The organism is Lysobacter capsici, from assembly GCF_018732085.1.
GTDB classification, from domain to species: domain Bacteria; phylum Pseudomonadota; class Gammaproteobacteria; order Xanthomonadales; family Xanthomonadaceae; genus Lysobacter; species Lysobacter capsici_A.
This window is the reverse complement of the sequence record NZ_CP076103.1, coordinates 901,845-920,545: the sequence shown is the minus strand read 5'-3', so window position 1 is coordinate 920,545 and position 18,701 is coordinate 901,845. Positions and strand designations below refer to the sequence as shown.

At 66.1% G+C, this 18,701-nt stretch carries 14 protein-coding genes, 1 tRNA gene and 1 riboswitch; of the genes, 7 read left to right on the top strand and 8 right to left on the bottom strand.

From position 1 onward, the window contains the following. Positions 1-45: 45 nt before the first annotated feature. A complete protein-coding gene (locus tag KME82_RS03730; protein ID WP_215497332.1) occupies positions 46-636 on the top strand; it encodes a DUF4126 domain-containing protein in 591 nt (196 codons plus the stop codon). Positions 637-1,056: 420 nt separating this feature from the next. Here KME82_RS03730 and bfr read toward each other — a convergent pair whose 3' ends face one another. The 3 genes from bfr to KME82_RS03715 form a co-directional block, all read right to left on the bottom strand. After that, positions 1,057-1,527 carry a bacterioferritin gene (gene bfr / locus KME82_RS03725; RefSeq protein ID WP_215497331.1) on the bottom strand — a complete coding sequence of 157 codons (471 nt, stop codon included), beginning with the start codon at positions 1,525-1,527 and terminating at the stop codon, positions 1,057-1,059. Positions 1,528-1,818: 291 nt separating this feature from the next. After that, positions 1,819-2,022: a (2Fe-2S)-binding protein gene (locus KME82_RS03720; protein WP_215497330.1), complete on the bottom strand. Its 204-nt coding sequence runs from the start codon at positions 2,020-2,022 to the stop codon at positions 1,819-1,821. 124 nt (positions 2,023-2,146) lie between these two features. Beyond that, positions 2,147-2,764: an RNA pyrophosphohydrolase gene (locus KME82_RS03715; RefSeq protein ID WP_056116101.1), complete on the bottom strand. Its 618-nt coding sequence runs from the start codon at positions 2,762-2,764 to the stop codon at positions 2,147-2,149. Positions 2,765-2,889: 125 nt separating this feature from the next. Here KME82_RS03715 and KME82_RS03710 point away from each other — a divergent pair. The 3 genes from KME82_RS03710 (at position 2,890) to KME82_RS03700 (ending at position 4,367) form a co-directional block, all read left to right on the top strand. Then, positions 2,890-2,966: transfer RNA gene (locus KME82_RS03710), tRNA-Met, on the top strand. A gap of 125 nt (positions 2,967-3,091) precedes the next feature. Further along, on the top strand, positions 3,092-3,454 hold the full coding sequence (gene queD / locus KME82_RS03705; protein ID WP_036108861.1) for a 6-carboxytetrahydropterin synthase QueD: 363 nt from the start codon (positions 3,092-3,094) through the stop codon (positions 3,452-3,454). A 508-nt stretch (positions 3,455-3,962) separates the two neighbouring features. After that, positions 3,963-4,367, top strand: a complete 405-nt coding sequence (locus KME82_RS03700; RefSeq protein WP_215497329.1) for a phasin family protein — start codon at positions 3,963-3,965, stop codon at positions 4,365-4,367. Positions 4,368-4,695: 328 nt separating this feature from the next. Here KME82_RS03700 and bioD read toward each other — a convergent pair whose 3' ends face one another. Beyond that, the gene (bioD, locus tag KME82_RS03695) at positions 4,696-5,367 is read right to left on the bottom strand and encodes a dethiobiotin synthase (RefSeq protein WP_215498958.1); all 672 of its coding nucleotides are present in this window, start codon (positions 5,365-5,367) and stop codon (positions 4,696-4,698) included. A 200-nt stretch (positions 5,368-5,567) separates the two neighbouring features. On the opposite strand from bioD, the gene KME82_RS03690 reads away from it, so the two are divergent. The 3 genes from KME82_RS03690 (at position 5,568) to btuB (ending at position 9,048) form a co-directional block, all read left to right on the top strand. Continuing rightward, the gene (locus KME82_RS03690) at positions 5,568-6,050 is read left to right on the top strand and encodes a GAF domain-containing protein (protein WP_215497328.1); all 483 of its coding nucleotides are present in this window, start codon (positions 5,568-5,570) and stop codon (positions 6,048-6,050) included. After that, entirely contained in the window at positions 6,047-6,481 is a 435-nt protein-coding gene (locus KME82_RS03685; RefSeq protein ID WP_252255614.1) for a TfoX/Sxy family protein, read from the top strand. Before KME82_RS03690 ends, KME82_RS03685 begins: the two co-directional genes overlap by 4 nt. Positions 6,482-6,778: 297 nt before the next feature. Continuing rightward, positions 6,779-7,020: riboswitch (cobalamin riboswitch) on the top strand. A 144-nt stretch (positions 7,021-7,164) separates the two neighbouring features. Then, entirely contained in the window at positions 7,165-9,048 is a 1,884-nt protein-coding gene (gene btuB / locus KME82_RS03680) for a TonB-dependent vitamin B12 receptor (protein WP_430538824.1), read from the top strand. A gap of 177 nt (positions 9,049-9,225) precedes the next feature. Here btuB and KME82_RS03675 read toward each other — a convergent pair whose 3' ends face one another. The 4 genes from KME82_RS03675 to KME82_RS03660 form a co-directional block, all read right to left on the bottom strand. After that, positions 9,226-10,182: a hypothetical protein gene (locus KME82_RS03675; RefSeq protein ID WP_215497326.1), complete on the bottom strand. Its 957-nt coding sequence runs from the start codon at positions 10,180-10,182 to the stop codon at positions 9,226-9,228. 1 nt (position 10,183) lies between these two features. Continuing rightward, positions 10,184-13,549, bottom strand: a complete 3,366-nt coding sequence (locus KME82_RS03670; protein WP_215497325.1) for a hypothetical protein — start codon at positions 13,547-13,549, stop codon at positions 10,184-10,186. Positions 13,550-13,773: 224 nt separating this feature from the next. Then, positions 13,774-16,053 (bottom strand): hypothetical protein, encoded by a 2,280-nt coding sequence (locus KME82_RS03665; protein ID WP_215497324.1) that lies wholly within the window; start codon positions 16,051-16,053, stop codon positions 13,774-13,776. Positions 16,054-16,164: 111 nt separating this feature from the next. Beyond that, positions 16,165-18,318 (bottom strand): hypothetical protein, encoded by a 2,154-nt coding sequence (locus KME82_RS03660; RefSeq protein ID WP_215497323.1) that lies wholly within the window; start codon positions 18,316-18,318, stop codon positions 16,165-16,167. Between the last annotated feature and the right edge of the window lie 383 nt (positions 18,319-18,701).

Here is an 18,701-nt window from a genome sequence, read left to right as displayed (position 1 = left end):
CGGCTTTACCTATACTCAACCCTAAATCTTAACGGGAAAGCCACGATGTCCGATGCGCACCTGTTCGCAGTTGGCGTAGTTCTCGCCTGGCTGTCGGGGGTCCGGGTCTATCTGACCGTGTTCGGCGTCGGCATCGCCGGCGCACTGGGCTGGCTGGAGCTGCCGACCGCGCTGCAGGCGACCCAGTCGCCGTGGGTGCTCGGCGTGTGCGGCCTGCTGACCGTGGGTGAATTCTTCGCCGACAAGATCCCCGGCGTGGATTCGGGCTGGGACCTGCTGCACACGCTGCTGCGGGTGCCGGTGGGCGCGTTTCTCGCGGCCGCGGCGATGTCGCCCGACGGCCAGCTCGGTGCCGGCGCGCTCGCCACCGGCGCCGGCGTGGCGCTCACGAGTCACTTGCTGAAGTCCGGCTCGCGCGCCGTGCTCAACACCTCGCCCGAACCGGTCAGCAACTGGACCGCCTCGGTGACCGAGGACGTCGCCGTGCTCGGCGGCCTGTCGCTGGTGTTCGCCTACCCGTGGGTGGTGCTCGGCATCGTGCTGCTGATCAGCGTGGTGATCGCGATGGCGCTGTGGTGGTTGTGGCGCAAGTTGTTCCGGCGCAGGCCGAAGGTGGGGACCGCGGCTTCCGGGTGATTTCGTTGCTGGGGCGCGATGGTCGGGTGCAGTTGCGCAGCGACCCGAAGGAAAAGCGTCGGGGCTGAAGCCCTTCCCACAAAAGACCTCGCCGCAGCGAAGATCAGTGGCCGCAACGAAGACTATTGTTTGAAGTCTTTTGTGGGAGGGGCTTCAGCCCCGACGCACTGCGCTCAGATCATCAGCGAACCATCAAGCACCCGCTCCAATCGCAGCAACGAAAAAAGCCGCCAGCTCATCGCCGGCGGCTTTTTTATGCGTTCAACAGCAAGGCGGAAGCAAGAAGCGAAAATCTCATCGCACTTCGCAGATCACGATCTTGGCGGGCTGGCTACGTCATCCACGTCGCTGGCTGGCTAGAACCGAAATCCCTGGAAACAGCGGGCTTCAAAGCCCCACTCGTTCCTCACTCCTGCAAACTCACTCCTCGATCTTGGTCAGCAGATAATTCTGCTCACCCAACCGCTCGATCAACGCCAGTTGGGTTTCGATCCAGTCGACATGCTCTTCTTCGGAATCGAGGATATCGGCGAACAGCTTGCGGCTGACGTAGTCGCTGACGGTTTCGCAGTACTTGATCGCCTCGCGCAACAGCGGGATCGCTTCGAGCTCCAGCGCCAGGTCGCAGGTCAGCAGCTCGCGCGGGTTTTCGCCGATGCGCAGCTTGCCCAGCGCCTGGAAGTTCGGCAGGCCGTCGAGGAACAAGATGCGGTCCGACAGCTTGTCGGCGTGCTTCATCTCGTCGATCGACTCGTGGTACTCGTGCTCGGCCAGTTCCTTCAGGCCCCAGTTCTTCAGCATCTTGGCGTGCAGGAAGTACTGGTTGATCGCGGTCAGCTCATTGAAGAGCGCCTTGTTGAGGAATTCGATGACCTTGGGGTCGCCTTTCATGGCCGTGCTCCGACGTTGCAATGGGCGGCACTCTAGCGGTTTCGTCCAAGCCATGACGAAACGCGAATCGTGCGCAACGGGAGGCGAGAATCAGTGCCGTTGGGGTCGCTACGGCGCTACCCATGGCGGACGCGGGGCGGTTCGGGATGCTATGCGCAACGGGCGATCGCGGCTCGGATCACCGAGTCGGTTCGCAGGACAAGGCCGGGCCACAGCGCGAGGGCTGCGGTGAATATCCGGAAGGGGAACTCGAAGTCGGGCCTGGCCCGAATCACACGATGTTGCGACGGCTCAGGCGGCCTGTTGCATCACGTTCAACGGCAGCTCACGCACGTTGCGCGCCTGCTCCAGCAGCGAACTCGCCAGTTCCAGGCAGCTGCCGCAATTGGCGCCGGCACCGGTGCGCATGGTCAGCTCGGGCACGCTGCGGCAACCGGCTTCGGCGGCCTGGCGGATATCGCGATCGGTGACTCCGTTGCAGATGCAGACGTACACGGCGCAGGTCTTTCGGTCATGCAGCCAAGTGGCTGCAGCGCCATTCCGCCACGGATGCGAATGATTGTCAATTAACCGCAACCAACAAGCCCGTAAACGCTTGCCCGGACAGGCCCGACCCGGCTCAGCCGCCCGAATCGGACCCGCTGCCGCGGGCCGGATTGCCGCCACCGAAGGCCCGCGCACGCGGCGGGTGGCCGCAGCCGCCCATCTGCGCCTCGCGCAGGCGCGCTTCCGGGCTGGGTACGGGGACCGCCTGGGGACCGGCGAGCTGGCGCGCGAACGGCGCCAGATGGCGCAAGGCACTGGCATAGACGCCGCGCTTGAACATGACCACATGCTCCACCGGGTACCAGAAATCGACCCAGCGCCAGTGATCGAACTCGGGCTTGTCGGTCAGGTCCAGGCGCAGGTCCGACTCTTCGCCGGTCAAGCGCAGCAGGAACCAGACCTGCTTCTGGCCGATGCAGACCAGCCGGTCGTTGCGACGCACCGCCCGACGCGGCAGGCGATAACGCAGCCAACCCGGGGTCGAGCCGAGGACTTCGACATGCTGTGGGAGCAGGCCGGTTTCCTCGTGCAGCTCGCGGTACATCGCCTCGAGCGGCGTCTCGTCGGTGTTCATCCCGCCTTGCGGGAACTGCCAGCCGTCGCGATGCACGCGCCGGGCCCAGAACAAGCGGCCGTCCGAGTGCATGAGCACGATGCCGACATTAGGCCTATAGCCGTCCGGATCGATCACGATGCGGACTCCAAATTCACTGAGACCGACTCTGCCACGGGGTGGCGCAGACGACAAGTCGGGCAAAGCCGCGCTCAGACGATTGACAAGCGCCCGTCCGGCATGAAGAATTCGCGGTTCCCCATGGCTATGTAGCTCAGCCGGTTAGAGCACAGCACTCATAATGCTGGGGTCGGTGGTTCGAGTCCACCCATAGCCACCATGGATACCCGCGCAGCAAGACCCAGGCCCGCCCGCGCTGCGGGCCTTTTCGTTTCCGGCGCCGGACGCGCCTGCCGCCCCACTCACCGACGCCGCGCCGCGTCCGCACCGCCACCGGTTACCGCCATGACTGCCGTCGATATCTTCAAGGTCTTCACCCTCGAAGCCGCGCACCGGCTGCCGAACGTGCCCGAAGGCCACAAGTGCGCGCGCCTGCACGGCCACTCGTTCCGGATCGAGGTGCATCTGCGCGGCGAACTGGGCGAGCACACCGGCTGGGTGATGGACTACGCCGACGTCAAGAAGGCGTTCCAGCCGATCTACGACCGCCTCGATCACCACTACCTCAACGACATCGAAGGCCTGGAAAACCCCACCAGCGAGCGTCTGGCGGTGTGGGTCTGGGATCAGCTCAAGCCGGTGCTGCCGCTGTTGAGCGAGATCGTCGTCCACGAGACCTGCACCGCGGGTTGCCGTTATCGCGGCTGAGGCCACGCCTTAGAGTCCGGGCCGGATCGGTCCGACCACGCGCCGATCGGCGCGGCCGCGAACGTATCGCTGTTTCGTCTTCGCGCCGGCCTGGATCCGGCGAGGTGCGTTCGCCCGCGGCACCGCAACCTCGCCACTCACGATCGCTGCGCCGGAACGCAACGGCGCGTTATCCGACCGCGCGCGCAATTCCGCGATTCGGCTGCGATGAGCGGCGCCGCGAATAGTTGGTCTGTCATCCAGCCCATGCACGGTGCCTGCGATCGGCCGACCGAACTCAAGAGCGCCGGCCGACACGCGCCCGGCCCGGCGCATTCGCTCCCCGTTTCGCCCCTTTGCGACGCTTTGCCTGAACAGCTGCCTCGGCGCTAACCAGCTGAATAGGCGAGCTTTATGAACGGTTGGCGACCGCTCGTCGGGTCGATGTTGCATCGCAACAAAGCCGGGCCTATGCTGCACCGCACAATCCAGTCGTTCTTCGTCTGGACCCTCACTCAGGAGCTCAGCCATGTACCAGCAATTCAACGAACAGTTCGCCGCCGCTACGCGCCAGTTCGCGGACACGGCCGCTCAGGTCAACCGCCTGGCCCTCGACAACGCCGGCGCCGTGTTCGGTCTGCAGATCGCCGCGATCGAAGAGCGCGTCAACGCGACCTTCGCTTTCTTCGGTGAAGCCGCCGAAGCGCGCGATCCGGAAGCCTTCAAGACCCTGTGGCCGAAGGGCGTGCAGGTCGCTCGCGAAAACGTCGAGCGCGCCGTCAGCACCGGCCAGGAAGCGTTCGGTCGCACCGTGAAGGCCAACGAAGCCATCGCCGAGCTGGCCAAGTCGCAGATCGAAACCTCCGCCAAGGCCACCCAGGCCAACGTCGAGAAGGCTACCAAGGCCGCGACCAAGGCGACCGCTGCGAAGTAATCGCAACCGTCTCTCTCTCCGGCTGGTAACGCGGATACAAAAACCCGGCAGCGCAGGCTGTCGGGTTTTTTGTCGCCTGCGCGAACGTCGCCGTGCGGGTGGGTCGCTGGCGAATGCCTGATCGCCGCGGATCGCGGCCGATCGCCTCGATCGCTTAGATCGCTTCGCTGCCGCGCCTTCGACGCAGGGAAACAACCGTGCGGCTGTCGCCCCGCAAGATTCCGGGACCGAAACGCGAACCGCTCATTCGAACTCGCCGCATCCCAGGTTCGCAGCCAACCATCGCAACGCTCAACTTCGCGCGACCCGCATCGCGGATGCCGCGTTTTCAGAACACCGGCGTGAGCAACCCCGCCATCGCGCCCGGATCGGGCGACGGCAAATACGGCAACCGGCCCCAGCACGGCACCGGCAGGCGCCGGCACAGGATCCGGAAGTTTTCCTCGGCGCTCGCCATGTGCGGATCGATGCCGTTGGCGATCCAGCCGACCAGCCGCGCGCCGTCGGCCTGGATCGCGCGCGCACTCAGGCGGGCGTGGTTGATCGCCCCCAGGCGCATGCCGACCACCAGCACCACCGGCAGGTCCAGTGCGCGCACCAGGTCGATCTGATCGAGCTCGGCGCTGATCGGCGCGGCCCAGCCGCCGACGCCTTCGACCACGACTGTATCGGCCTGCGCCGACAGCCGCGCATACGCCTGCTGGATCGGCGCGAGCGCGATCTCGACCCCGGCCAGCGCGGCGGCGATCTCCGGGGCCAGCGGTTGCGGCAGCGCGTAGGGATTGACGTCGTCGTAGCGCGGGGTCGGCGCACTGGCCGCCTGCAGCAGCAGCGCGTCCTCGTTGCGCCAGCCCTCGGAGGTGGCGTCGCAGCCGCTGGCGACCGGCTTCATGCCGACCGCGCGCGCGCCCAGCGAACGCAGGCAGTGCAGCAGCGTGGCGCTGGCCAGCGACTTGCCGATGCCGGTGTCGGTGCCGGTGACGAACACACCCTTGGGCATCGGGCCGCGCGGAAGTCGGAGGGAGTCGGTCATGCGGAAGCGCCGGGGCCTAAGACAGGAGGTTGGACAGGTGGAGCAAGGCGGCGAAGATGTGGGCTGCGCGGGCGTTCAAGTCACCGTGGATGTGACTCATCTCGCGCTTTCCAGCGATGCCAGCCGGCCATGGTAGTCGCGGCAGGCCCCGCTGTTACACTCCCTGAATGTTTACAGCCTCCACACTTTCGGGCGGAAAGCCCGAGCAGTACGCCCAGTTGATCGATCAGGCACGCGGCCTGCTCGACGGCGAGCGCGACCGCGTCGCCAACGCCGCCAACCTGTCGGCGCTGGTCAACCAGGCGTTGCCGGAGCTCAATTGGGTCGGCTTCTATTTTTACGATGGCACCGAATTAGTGGTCGGACCGTTCCAGGGCCTGCCGGCCTGCGTGCGTATTCCGCTCGACAAGGGCGTGTGCGGCGCGGCGGCCTCGAGCCGCCAGACCCAGCGCGTCGCCGACGTCCACGACTTCCCCGGCCACATCGCCTGCGACGCGGCCTCGCGGTCGGAGGTGGTGGTCCCGTTGTTCAAAGGCGAGCGGCTGATCGGCGTGTTCGATCTCGACAGCCCGGTGCCGAACCGGTTCGATGCCGACGACCAGGCCGGCCTGGAAGCCCTGGCGCAGGTTTACCTGGAGTCGGTGGCATGACCGCGGCACCCAAGATGCGCAATATCGGCCCGAAAAGCGCGGCCTGGCTGCGCCAGGTGGGTCTGCGCACGCACGAAGATATTGCCGCGATCGGCACGGTCGAGGCGTTCATGCGGGTCAAGCGCGCCGGCTTCAAGCCGACCTTGAACCTGCTTTACGCGATCGAAGGCGCACTGCTCGACTGCCATTGGCAGGAGATCAGCGACGAACGCCGCCAGGAGCTGATCCTGGCCGCCGAAGCGGCGACCGCGCTGCTGCCGGCGCCGCGCAACAAGCCGGCCGCCGCGCCGGTGCATACGACCATGCATGCCGAGGAACGGCACGAGGACGCCTCCGCGTACGACGGCGGTCCGGCGGCGCATGACGACGACGATGCGGTCGGCGGCGATGAGCGGCACGGCGATCAGGACGGCGAAGAACGGCACGATTGAGATCGGCCGGTTGGGTCGGCTTTGAGGTGCGAGGTATCGGTCAGCGGCCGATGCGGCATGGCGGCGTTGACCGTCGCCTGACCCGCCAGCGCAAGCGCCCTCATCCGCCCTTCGGGCACCTTCTCCCGCGCAGGAGAAGGGAGCTTCGGTGAGCTTGCTGAGCGCCTGGCGGTCCCCCAAGCCCGAATGCTCCAGCGGCAGAGCCTCCACCCAATCTCGCGTTACCGAGCCCCTCTCCCGCTTGCGGGAGAGGGGTTGGGGTGAGGGCCGCCCGGACTTTGCCCCCCGCATCGCGTAGACTGCGCACCGCTTCAAGGTGACCCCACGGCTTGCGCCGCCGGGGTTGAAACGGGAAGCCGGTGACACGCCCTCCTCCGATCGGACGAGCCGGCGCCATTCCGGCACTGCCCCCGCAACGGTAAGCCAGTCAGATCGCGGCATCCGCCACTGTGCAAGGCACGGGAAGGCGCCGCGACCGGAGTCGACCCCGCGTCGGCCCGCTGGCGAGTCCGGAGACCGGCCTTGGGGTGCTACAGGTTGCGATGCGGAGGGCATCGCGGCGGCTGTTGCACTTCGTGCGCCTTCCGCTGCCCGCTCGCCTTCCCCCGCAACCGCCCATTCCGCTGTCGTAATCGCGTGCGCCACGGCGCGCGCGCTGGAGCTTCCCCATGCCGGTTGCAAGTCTGCGTGCCCTGAACCTTTCCTTCGCCATCGCCTGCGCCCTCGCGCTGCCGACCGTCGCGGCCGCGGCGCCCGCCGGCGAGGCCACCGACCTGGACGAAGTCGTCGTCACCGCCAACCGCACCGCGGTCAGCGTCAACGACCTGCTGACCCCGGTCGAGGTGCTCGATCGCACCGACATCCAGCGCAGCCAGGCACGCGATCTGAACGATCTGCTGCGCGGCCGCGCCGGCATCACCCTCGCCAACCAGGGCGGCGCCGGCAAGCTGACCACGCTGTTCCTGCGCGGCAGCGAATCCGACCACGTGCTGGTGCTGGTCGACGGCATCCGCATCGGTTCGCCGACCTCGGGCCTGGCCGCGCTGCAGGACCTGCCGCTGGAGCTGATCGACCGGATCGAAATCGTGCGCGGCCCGCGTTCGAGCCTGTACGGCGCCGACGCGATCGGCGGCGTGATCCAGGTGTTCACCAACCGCGAGCAGCAGGGCTTCGCCCCGCGCATGCACGTCGGCGGCGGCAGCAACGACAGCATCGAATTCGGCACCGGTTTCGGCGGCCGCAGCGGCCGCGGCTGGTTCGGCGCCGACTACAGCTTCCGCAAGACCCAGGGCATCAACGCCTGCCGCGGCGCCGGCTTCCCGGTGTTCGCCGGCTGCTTCACCGACGAGCCCGACCGCGACGGCTACGAGAGCCACTCGCTGTCGCTGCGCGGCGGCGTCGAAATCAGCGATCAGTGGAGCATCGAAGGCCAGGCGCTGCGCGTGGAAGGCGAAAACCACTACGACGGCGACTTCGGCAACTATTCCGAAACCGTCCAGCAGGTGATCGGCGGCAAGCTCGATTGGCGTGCGTCGGATACGGTGCATGTGCAGCTCAGCGCGGGACGCAATGTCGACGGCTCGCAGAACTACGATCTCAAGAGCCCGGGCGCGTATCCCGGTAGCGTTTCTCCGGGGCAGCGGATCGGCTTCTTCACCACCAATCGCGACAGCGCGACCTTGCAGGCCGATTTCAACCTGTTCGAAGGCCACACGTTGACCGCGGGCTTCGATTGGCTGCGCGACGAGGTCGACAGCAACACCGTGTACGACGAACTCGAACGCGACAACAAGGCCGGTTTCGTCCAGTACCAGGGCCGCTTCGGCAACCAGTCGTTCGAAGCCAGCGTGCGCCGCGACGACAACGAACAGTTCGGCGGCCACACCACCGGCGGCGCCGCGTGGGGCCTGAATTTCGCCGAGCGCTGGCGCGTGACCGCGGGCTACGGCACCGCATTCAAGGCGCCGACCTTCAACGAGCTGTACTTCCCGTTCTTCGGCAACGCCAATCTCAAGCCGGAAGAATCCAAGACCTGGGAACTGGGCCTGGCGTACCGCGGCGATAACTTCAACGCGCGCATCGACGGCTTCGATACCCGCGTCGATCAGCTGATCACCTTCGACTCGGCGATCAACCTGCCCAACAACATCGAACGCGCGCGCATGCGTGGCGCCGAGATCGGCATCGACACCACTTTCGCCGAATGGACCCTGGCGGCGAGCGCGAGCTTCCTCGACACCGAGAACCGGGTCGGCTTCTACCGCGGCAACGATCTGCCGCGCCGCGCCAAGCACAGCGGCCGCATCGACCTGGATCGCGCGTTCGGCAAGTTCCGCATCGGCGCGACCGCGGTCGGTTACGGCTCGCGTTACGACGATGTCGGCAACAGCAGCCGCGTCGGCGGCTACGGCACCTTCGACCTGCGCGCCGAGTACGCGATCAGCGACGCGCTGAGCCTGCAGGCGCGCGTGGCCAACGTGTTCGATCGCGAGTACGAAACCGTGTCGTACTACAACCAGCCCGGCCGCGAGTGGTTCGTGACCCTGCGTTACGCGCCGAAGAACTGAGGTCCCGCGCATCGGCCGCCGCATGCCGGCCGATGCGCTGTTCCACCTCGCGGCAAGCTCGCAACGACAAAGGCCCGGCATTGCGCCGGGCCTTTCGTCTTTGCGATCGTCCACGAGCGCTTGTTGTTTCATCGATGACCGCGACGCGATGCCTGCCGAGCGCATCGCACCGCGCACTCAAGTCGGCCGAACTCCGCACTGCACCCAGGCATTGCCGGCGATGTCCGCGCCCACGCCGACCATGCCGTGGCGCCAGCGTCCGTCGTCCGGGCCGGACGACAACGCCTCGTACACCTGCGCCGAAACGCCGCTGCCGACACCACGCAGGACCGCGGCGACTTGCGCATCGTCGCGGTAGATCGCCTTGGCGAAGGTGAACCAGGTCAGCGCGCGCGGTTCGCCATTCGCCGACAAGGCCACGCTCAGGCCCGACGGCCGCGGCAGATCGCAGCCCGGCATCAACGCCGCCAACCGATTCATCATCGGCGCGGCATCGCCGAGCAGCGTATGCGCCAACGCCGCCAGCCCGCTCAGGTCGAGATCATGAGTACGCGCATAGAACTCGACGCTGCCGTCCGGATTGACCCCGGCCATGCGCCAGAACAGCAAGGTCGAATGCAGCACCGGGTGACGGCCTTGCCACGCCGCCGGCAGACGGCCCGACGGCAGATCCGCGTACAGCTTGGTCGCGGTGCCGTCGCCGTGACGCGCCGAGGCCCAGGCGCCGAACTTCAGGCGGCAATCGCACTGATGCTCGAACCACATCGCCAGATCGGCCGACGGCGAATCGACCGGCCAGTCCAGCGCGCGCGCCGCGATCGCCAGGCGCTCGCCGTCGTCGGTTTCCGGCGCGGCGACCTCGGCGGTCCAGCGCACCGCTGCTTCACGCGTGGTCCAGGCGAACTCCACCGGCACGCCGGTATTGGTCAGGCTGCTGAAGCGCCAGGCCATCTCCGGCCACACCGACTCGGCCAAGGGCGCGAGCACCCGGCCCAACATCGCCTGCGCCGCGTCGGCCTGCGCCGGCAGCACCGCGCGCAGCCTCCGCAGGGTCGCGGCGACCGGCGCGGGCAATGCCCCGATACCGTCGAACAGCATGACGTCGAACGGCATCACGTGAGCGGCGTGGGTCATCTCACTGCACCGCGATCAGTTCTTCGGTCTCGTCGACCCAGGCACGCTGATCGAACTGGCCCTGCATGCCGACGAAGGTGAAGCGGCGGCGGAACTTGCGCTTGTCGGCGTTCTTCAGGGCGATGCGCAGCTTGACCGGATCGGCCTGGGTGCCGGCCATCTCGATGCGTTCGTTGCGCTTGTAGGCGCCGTCCTCGTACTTCACGTCGATGTAGACGCGCTTGACCATGGCCGGATCGAACACCGGGATGAACTCGAGCTGCAGCGCATCTTCGAAGCTGTCATGCACGATCAACTCGGGCACATCGACTTCCACCGGCGCGGTGGCCGGATCGGCCTGGCTCACGCCCTTGCGCCGCTGCACGATCTGATAGGTCACGCCGCGATCGGCCGGAGCCGGCTTGGCGCCGCGCAGACGCCAGGTCTTCGGCCCGGAGGTCTTGGTCAAGGTTAACGTGGTCTTGGGCTCGGGCGTGGTGTAGCCGCGCGCCTGCAACTTCACGTCGATCGATTCGACCACTTCCCAATCGATGTCGCCCGGGGTCGCGGTGATCTGACGGAATTCGACGTGTTCGTAGGGATTGACGAACAAGGTGCGGTCTTCGGTCTTGACCGCCGGGATCGTGTACGAGCTGCGGTCGGCGGCCCAGTCGGACTGCGGATCGAAGTGGTACTGGAACGCGGCGTCGTAGCCGATGTCGCGGGTCTCGTTCATGAACGCTTCGAAGCGCTTGACCCCGGTTTCGCCGGACGTGAACACGAAATCGGCGTGCTTGTGATCGCGCGGCTTGTTCTTGTCGCCGTAGTCCAGCGCGACCTGCGCCGACTTCAGGTCGATCGGTTCGAACGCGATCGGCATGCTCGCCTCGACCGCGAACTGGCGGAAGAACGGATCGTCGAGATCGATTTCCTTGAAGTACTTCGACTTGTCGCGCAGATCGCCGAGCATCAGGCCGAAGAAACCCTGCGGCGCGTAGGTGCGGCGCGTGGCTTCGGCGCGGTTGTAGCGCAGGGTCAGTTTCTTGCGTTCTTCCTGATGCACGAACTTGAGCTTGAGCGACAGGCTGACCGCGGTCGGCGGTGTCGGCAAGGTGGGGGTCGGGGTCGGCGTCGGGGTAGGAGTGGGCGTCGGCGTCGGTGTCGGCGTCGGCGTGGGAGTCGGCGTCGGCGTCGGAACCGGCGTCGGCGTGACCGACGCGGGACGGCGCAGACGGCCGCGCCAACGGCTCGGCGTGGTGCCGGCGACCTGGCCGATCACGTGGACGACGCGGTTGTCCGGATCGCCGCCCATGGTCGAATGGGTGCCGGGCCGGCTGCTCGCCGGAACGTCGCCATGCGCGTTGGCCGGGGTGACGGTGAAGTTGCCGCCGGCGCGACGCACCACCGCCGCGGCGACGTCGAGACGACGCTGCGACAGCGCGCGGTTGTAGGTCACGCGCTGCGCCTCGGTGGCGCCGTTGGCGTGCTCGTGGCTTGCGTACGCTTCCAGCCGCACGTTGCGCGGCGCGGGCAGGCTGCGCACCCACGCGGCCAGACGATCGGCGCCGCGCTCGGTGCCGGTCCAGTTGCCGTCGCCTTCGATGCGCAAGGTGCCCGAGGCGTCGCGATAGCGCGGGTCGGTGGTGGTGTTCTCGACATAGGCGCGGTACTGCGTCGACGGCGGATTGGTCATCCAGCCGCTCGCGGCGGGTTTGTCGAAATCGAAGAACAGGCCGAAGGTCTGTTCCTGGGTCGCCGCCGGCCATTCGACTTCGATGAGCTTTTCCGAAGCCGGATTGACGGTGAGGTTGATCCGGCCCTGCGCGTCGGCGGCGACGGTCTGGCCGTCGACCTTCACCACCGCGCCGGCACCGGTGACGGTGATGGTTTCGGCCAGGCCGTTCGCGGCCGGCGTGTGGGTGACCGCCTGGCCCGCGGGCAGCGGCGTGGGCGATTGCGATTCGACCGTCAGCGCGGCCGGCTGGATCTGCGGGGCCGCAGGCGTCGTGCCGCCGGTGCCGCCCGTGCTGCCGGACGTTCCGCCGGTGCCCGCGCTGGTGCCGCCGGTCGTGCCGCCACTGCTGGCGCCGCTGGTGCCGCTGAAACCGCCGGGAGCGGTGCCGCCCGTGCTGCCGCCGGTTCCACCGGTGCTTCCGCCCGTGCCACCCGTGCTGCCGCCGGTTCCGCCGGTGCTTCCGCCCGTGCCGCCCGTGCTGCCGCCGGTTCCTCCGGTGCTTCCGCCCGTGCCGCCCGTGCTGCCGCCGGTTCCACCGGTGCTTCCGCCCGTGCCGCCCGTGCCGCCGCCGGTTCCACCGGTGCTTCCGCCCGTGCCGCCCGTGCCGCCGCCGGTTCCACCGGTGCTTCCGCCCGTGCCGCCCGTGCTGCCGCCGGTTCCGCCGGTGCTTCCGCCCGTGCCGCCCGTGCTGCCGCCGGTTCCACCGGTGCTTCCGCCCGTGCCGCCCGTGCCGCCGCCGGTTCCGCCGGTGCCACCACCCGTGCCACCCGTGCCGCCCGGATTGGTGCCGGTGCCCGTACCCGTGCCGGCATTCGCCGCGTCGGTCGCCAGCTTGCCCGGCACCAGGGTCGGTTCGAACCACTTGGTCAGCAGATCGTTCTTGAAGAAATCCAGCGCCCACTTTTCCTGGTCGCGCTTGTCGTCGGCGTCGGTGAACGCTTCGACCTGGATGTCGATCACGCCGTTCTGCACCAGCGACTCGAACGCCGCATCGATGCCGGCCTTGAACCAGGCGTACTGGCCTTCCAGGCTGGCGCTGAAATGGTTGTAGATGCGTTCGAAGTCGGCGGTGATGGTGACCTTCAACGCCGGCCGCATCGCCAGGTACTTGAAGTCGTAGATCACCCCGATCGGGGTCATGCCGTCGCTGAGCGCGGATTCGAGAATCGTCGCGCCTTCCGCCGACAGGCTCAGGCTGAAAGCGGCGCGATTGGCCGCGTCCATCGACGGCACGGTCGCGCCGAGAATGTGTTCGACCGCGTTGAACGTGCCCGGCGCGGCCGGTTGCGCCGAGGTGCCGCCACCGCCCTGCGCGTTCAAGGCGATGCATTGCACCGAGCCTTCTTCGAACGTGGCGCAGGTCAGCCGCACCGGCAACTGCACGCCCGGTTCGGCGTTGAGCCGGCCGATGATCTTCGACTCCATCGACGAGGACAGTTGCAAGGTGGTCACGAACATCACGAAGCCGCCGCCCTTGTCGGCGGCCGCGGCATCGGCGACGCGGTACTTGAGGAAACTGAATTCCTTGCGCCCATCGGGCTGACGCGTGGCCAGCGTGACCGGGCCGGGCAGGTACCAGAACTGGCCCTTGTCGGCGTGGTCGCGGAACACGGTGATGCCGTCGATGGAAAGCGGCTTTTCGAGACTGAGCATGACGAACTCCTGTAGATCGTGAACTCCCGGCGTGCAGATCACCGCGCGAGGGAAACATTTCCTTGTATGCGTGATGCCGCCGCTGCCATCCTCTCCATCCCGTCATCCCCGCGAAGGCGGGGATCCAGAGACTTCAGAGCCATGTCGCGGTGAAGCCCTGGATCCCCGCCTTCGCGGGGATGACGGAATCGGGCTATCGCGCAATCGGCCGCTTCGGTCGGGCATCAGGCCATCTTCAACACCAGATCGGTCGCATCGCTGGCCACCCAGTTGCCGGCCTTGTTGGTGCCGTTCTCGAGCAGATAGCTGGCCTTGTACTCGTAGCGCATGCGCGCCGGGTCGAGGTAGTCGTACTCGAACTCGCCCGAGGCCTGGCCGTCGGTGAACTCGAAATCCTCGGCGAACGACAGGCCGCCGGCGAAGTCCTCGAAACGCAGCGAGACCTTGGCCTTGCGCATCTTGCGCTTGGCGAAATCCGCCGGCGGCTTGACGGTGACGATGCGCCGTCCCTTCATCCCGGCCTTGAGCATGATGCGATTGCCGTTGGTCACCGACTCGGGAATCTCCTCGATGTCGCGGCCGTCCTTGTAGAGGATGCTGACGCTGTAGAACACGCCCTTGATCTCAGGATTGCGCAGGTCCACGGCGAAGGTCTGCGCGGCCGCGCCTTCCTGGAACGACATCTGCATTTCTTCCTGCACGCCGTTGGCCTTGTCGACGTAGCGAAGATCGACGAAGGCTTCCTGCACCTCGTTCCAGTTGAAGTTCGGCACCACCTGCACCACCCGCCGGGTCTGGAACGGGTTGCGGATCGACACCTGCGGCTCGTCCAGCGAAGTCCAGTCGCGGACCGTGTCGCCGCCGGTGATGCCGTGAAAGACGACGCGCACTTCATAGGCGGTCTTGCTCTGGTCGAGCATGAACATCTTCCATGCGCCCGACTGCGCGTCCTTGGTCAACCGCACCAGGTCGTTCTGATTGATCTTGTTGGCCGGATCGCGATAGCGCAGGAACACGTCGACCGAGCTGTAGCGGTCCCACGGGAAGTTCTCGGCGAACACCGGCACGGTGTTGATCGTGTACAGGTCGCGCGGGATGATCTCGACGTTTTCCACATCGAACGTCTGCACCTTCGACTTGAGCTTGGTCGGCCGCTCGGCCGCGTCCACGCCCTTGAAGTTGACCTCGTACTCGACCTGCACCTCGCGCTTCATCTGGCCGCGGTCGAGCTGGCTGAGCCATTCGAAGCTGGCATCGCCCTGGCTCGCGCCGAGCAGCGCGTTCTGCGCCTTGTCGCCGTAGCGCACGCGCACGTTGAGGCTGCCGATATCGTCGGCGGCCAGGTCGGCGCGCGAAATCACCTTGACCCGGCGCTTCTTGAAGAAATCGTTGTCCAGGCTGATCTGCTTGACCAGCCGGTCGCGCGGCACGTTGCCTTCGCGGATGGTCTTGAACAACGCCGCCAGATGGCCCTGCGGATAGATCGACCGCTTGACCGCCACGCGCTCGGAAAAATTGACGTTGAGCTTCTTCTTGTCGATGCGCGTGTAGTCCATGCGCTTGTAGCTGAAGCTCGGCATCAGCGCGCCGATCGGCCCGCCGGCGGCCATCGCCGAGGACTGGCTGGCGAACTTGCCCAGCGCATCGAGGCCGCGTTCGAAGTCGGACTTCTTCTCCGGCGTCCACGGCGGCAGGCTGGCCTGGAAGAACGCGTCGGTGATCATGTTGCGCACCTGCGCCAGGGCGGCGTCGCGGCGATCGATGATGCCCTTGGTGTCCTCGCTTTCGGCAACAAACGTGTCGGCCTCCAGCACGATCGCGCGGCTTTCGACCAGTTCGTCGACCGCCTTGCCGATCTCGGTGGAGAAGAACATGTTGCCGCCGGAGAAGCTTTCGTCCATGTGCTTCTGCACACGGTCCCAATCGATCTTCAGATTGATGTTGTAGGCCGGGCGCAGGCCGAGGAAATCCAGCGAATAGATCACCGCCACCGGCAGGATCTCGCCTTCCAGGCACTGCTCCATCACCGTATAGCCGTCCTGGTCCAGGCGCACCGAGAACGAAGCCTGGTTGGCGCCGTACAGCGCCGGCTTGGCCGACTGGTCGATCTTGAGCACGAACTGCGGGCCGGGGCCGGCGGTCGGCGCGACATCGCCGGTGGCCTTGCCGAGCATCATCAGCTTGACGCCGCCGTCTTCCAGCGGCACCGGCGCGATCCGCGGCTTGTTGCGCAGGTTTTCCGAATTGGCGATCTCGCGGGCCAGATCGTCGAGCTGGCTCTGGGTGGCGCCGAGGTTGCAGTCGAAATTGAGAAAGCCGCCGGTGCCCGCGTCGCCGCGGAAACCGATCAGCAGGAATTGCGACACATCCACGCCGAGGGTCTTGTCGCGCACCGTGGTCAGGTGCGGATTGAGCGGCATGTAATACCACTGCTCGGGATCGGCATGGTCGGGAAAGACCGAGATGCCGTTGATCTCGCGAGTGCGGCTGTCGAGGAGAAGCATGATCGGACTCCTTCCGAGTCAAGCGTGATAAGTGTTGGCGGCGGCGGGCCCGATGAGCGGGCCCGCCGCGCTTGCGGCTGGGGTCGTGCTGCTTGGATCAAGCCGAAAACATCAAGCCGGAAGTTCCAGGAACAGCGACAGGTCCGTCTTGGTTTCCGGGCCCACGACCTTGCGCTTGCCGTCGGTGAGGAAGTAGGTGACCGTCGCCTTGTACTCGGGCTCTTCGCCGTCGGTGAGCGGCAGCTTCCAGCTCTTTTCCTCGTCGCCGGGCTTGAAGCGCAGATCGATGCGCTTGGTCCCGTGCGACAGCGCCACGCTGACCATCTTCAACTCGTCCCAGTTCAGCAGGTCCGGCACCACCGCCACTTCCAGCGCGTCGAGCTTCTTGCCGACCATGATGGTCGAACGGGTCGCGACCTTTTCGTTCTCTTCCTTGCTGGTGCCGTCGGCGAACAAGGTGGTGACCGCGTACTTCACCTCGCCCAGGGTTTCGTCGACCACCGGGAAGGTCCAGTCGAACGAGGTCATGTCGCTGGACAGCGTCACGATGGTTTTCTGGTTGTACTTGTTGGCCGTGTCGGTGTAGCTCGCTTCGACCGTGATCGACGCGATCTCCGCGGCCAGATCGCCGGCGGCGCGGAAGCTGACCGTCTTGGACGCCGAGAACGGATCGTCGACGTACAGTTCCTTGGCCTGCTGCTTGGCCAGCTTCTTGACCTGGCGGCCGTCGGCCAGCGTGTACAGGAACTCCAGGTCGATGTCTTCGGTGCGCGGCGTGCCGATGATCTTGCGTAGGGCGAAGTTCGGCGTGGCCGCGGTCATGTTGAACTTGGCTTCGACCGGCTGCTTGCCGTGCTTGTAACGCACCGTGATCTGGGTGCGCGGCACCTGGGCGAAATCGATGTCGCCCGGGCCGATGTCCAGCGCCAGCACGCCGAGGTCGTCGACGTTGATGGTCAGGTTGGTGTCGTCGGTCTTGATCTCTTCCGACACCTGCTTGAACGTCGCGCCCTTGTAGTTGACCGTGACCTGGTAGGTGAAGTCGCGCTTGCCCTCGAACACGAAGGCTTCGAACTTGGCCACGTCGTCGGGCTTGGTGAAGACGAACTCCTGGACCTTCTTGTTCGGCCCGTACGGATAACGGATCTTGACCTCGACGCTGTGGATCGGCAGGTTGGCGAAGTCGGCGTTGACCCGCATCACCACCTGCACGGTCTTGAGGAACTCGTCCAGGTTGATCTTGGAGTAGTAGTCCTCCCACTTGAGCGGCTTCTTCTTGTCGTCGGTCAGCGAGGTGATCGTCGGCAGCATGCCCTGCGGGTTGCGGTTGACGATGACCGCCTTGGCCTCGCTCCACTCCACCCGCACGTTGGCGATCTGGCTCTTGTTGATGGTCCGGCGGATGTCCTCGATGCCCTGCTCTTCGCGCAGATCCTTGGTGTTCGGATCGACGTCGGCGATTTCCTTGAGCAAGTTGCGCTGCACCGCGGCTTCGAGCTGCTTGTTGATGATCGCGCGGATGTCGGCCTCGAGCTTGGCGTTGTCCTCGGCGCTGAGGTTGGGCGCCTGCACGAACTCGAAGTGGGTCTTGGTGATGTCGTTCTTCCAGCGGCTGGAGCTGATCACCTCGGTGTAGCTGTCCTCGTGCCACATCCGGTCTTCGGTGTTGATGTCCTGGAAGAAGCTGTAGAACTCCGACGCGTTCCAGGTGCCCCAGGCCTTCATTTCCGGCAGGCGCATGTAGCAGTTCATCTTGTAGACGACCTGCACCGCCGAGGCCGAACCGGTGCTCAGGGTTTCCTTGAAGATCGCCGTGCCCAGCTCGGTCAGTTCGACCATGAACGAGGCGACGTTCTTGCCGTAGATCGACGGCTTGCCGGCGCCGCGGATCTTCTCGACCAGCGCGCCGCCCTCGGTCAGCAGCAACTCGACGGTGCCGTCGGTCCAGGTCACCGGCGCGATCGCGACCTTCGGCGCGTTCTTGCCCTTGTACTTCTCGGCCAGCTTTTTCTGCAGTTCGGCGGTGATCTTGGTCTGCACATCGGCGGCGACCGCCAATTCGGTATCGAAGGCGATGAAGCCGCCGAACTTCTTGCCGCCGTCCTCGCGGATCTGGCCGTACTCGACGAAGCGCAGCGCCAGGCCGCCGCTGGCCATGCGCGCGAAGTTCGGCGTGTTCGGCATGATGTAGTAGGTGAAGTCGTTGGCATCGTCGCCGTAAACCACGTGGTCGAGGATGGTGTCAACGTTGTCGATCTTAAGCATGGACTTGCTCCTTATCCTGATAAATCCTGAGTTCGTTTGATTGCGTCGCGCGTTGGCTTGCGCGCTTACAGCGACGATGTTCCGCGGCGAACGTTGTGCGGTTCGAATCTTTAGAACGCCACCACCGCTTCGTACCGGACACGTTAAAAGTGCTATTTTTCAGCTGTTTTCCAACAAGACCACAAGGCAATACCCGCCCGCTGCGGGCCCGTGAGAGACCCGCATCGTCTTTGCCGAAGGGACGGCTACCGTCGCGACCGATCCATCGATCGCGAACGTTTGTGTTGCATCGCACGGCAAGCGCCGCTGGCGCAAGATCGCGCCGTTGCGATTCGCAACGCGGCCGGTGGCGGCGTTCGCTCAGCTCGCAACCGGTCGCGGTA

Excerpts from the sequence above, each read along its gene's own strand:
- KME82_RS03730 (WP_215497332.1), top strand. The coding sequence starts at position 46 with ATGTCCGATGCGCACCTGTTCGCAGTTGGCGTAGTTCTCGCCTGGCTG.
- bfr (WP_215497331.1), bottom strand. The coding sequence starts at position 1,527 with ATGAAAGGCGACCCCAAGGTCATCGAATTCCTCAACAAGGCGCTCTTC.
- queD (WP_036108861.1), top strand. The coding sequence starts at position 3,092 with ATGACTGCCGTCGATATCTTCAAGGTCTTCACCCTCGAAGCCGCGCAC.
- KME82_RS03700 (WP_215497329.1), top strand. The coding sequence starts at position 3,963 with ATGTACCAGCAATTCAACGAACAGTTCGCCGCCGCTACGCGCCAGTTC.
- bioD (WP_215498958.1), bottom strand. The coding sequence starts at position 5,367 with ATGCCCAAGGGTGTGTTCGTCACCGGCACCGACACCGGCATCGGCAAG.
- KME82_RS03690 (WP_215497328.1), top strand. The coding sequence starts at position 5,568 with ATGTTTACAGCCTCCACACTTTCGGGCGGAAAGCCCGAGCAGTACGCC.
- KME82_RS03685 (WP_252255614.1), top strand. The coding sequence starts at position 6,047 with ATGACCGCGGCACCCAAGATGCGCAATATCGGCCCGAAAAGCGCGGCC.
- KME82_RS03675 (WP_215497326.1), bottom strand. The coding sequence starts at position 10,182 with ATGACCCACGCCGCTCACGTGATGCCGTTCGACGTCATGCTGTTCGAC.
- KME82_RS03670 (WP_215497325.1), bottom strand. The coding sequence starts at position 13,549 with ATGCTCAGTCTCGAAAAGCCGCTTTCCATCGACGGCATCACCGTGTTC.
- KME82_RS03665 (WP_215497324.1), bottom strand. The coding sequence starts at position 16,053 with ATGCTTCTCCTCGACAGCCGCACTCGCGAGATCAACGGCATCTCGGTC.
- KME82_RS03660 (WP_215497323.1), bottom strand. The coding sequence starts at position 18,318 with ATGCTTAAGATCGACAACGTTGACACCATCCTCGACCACGTGGTTTAC.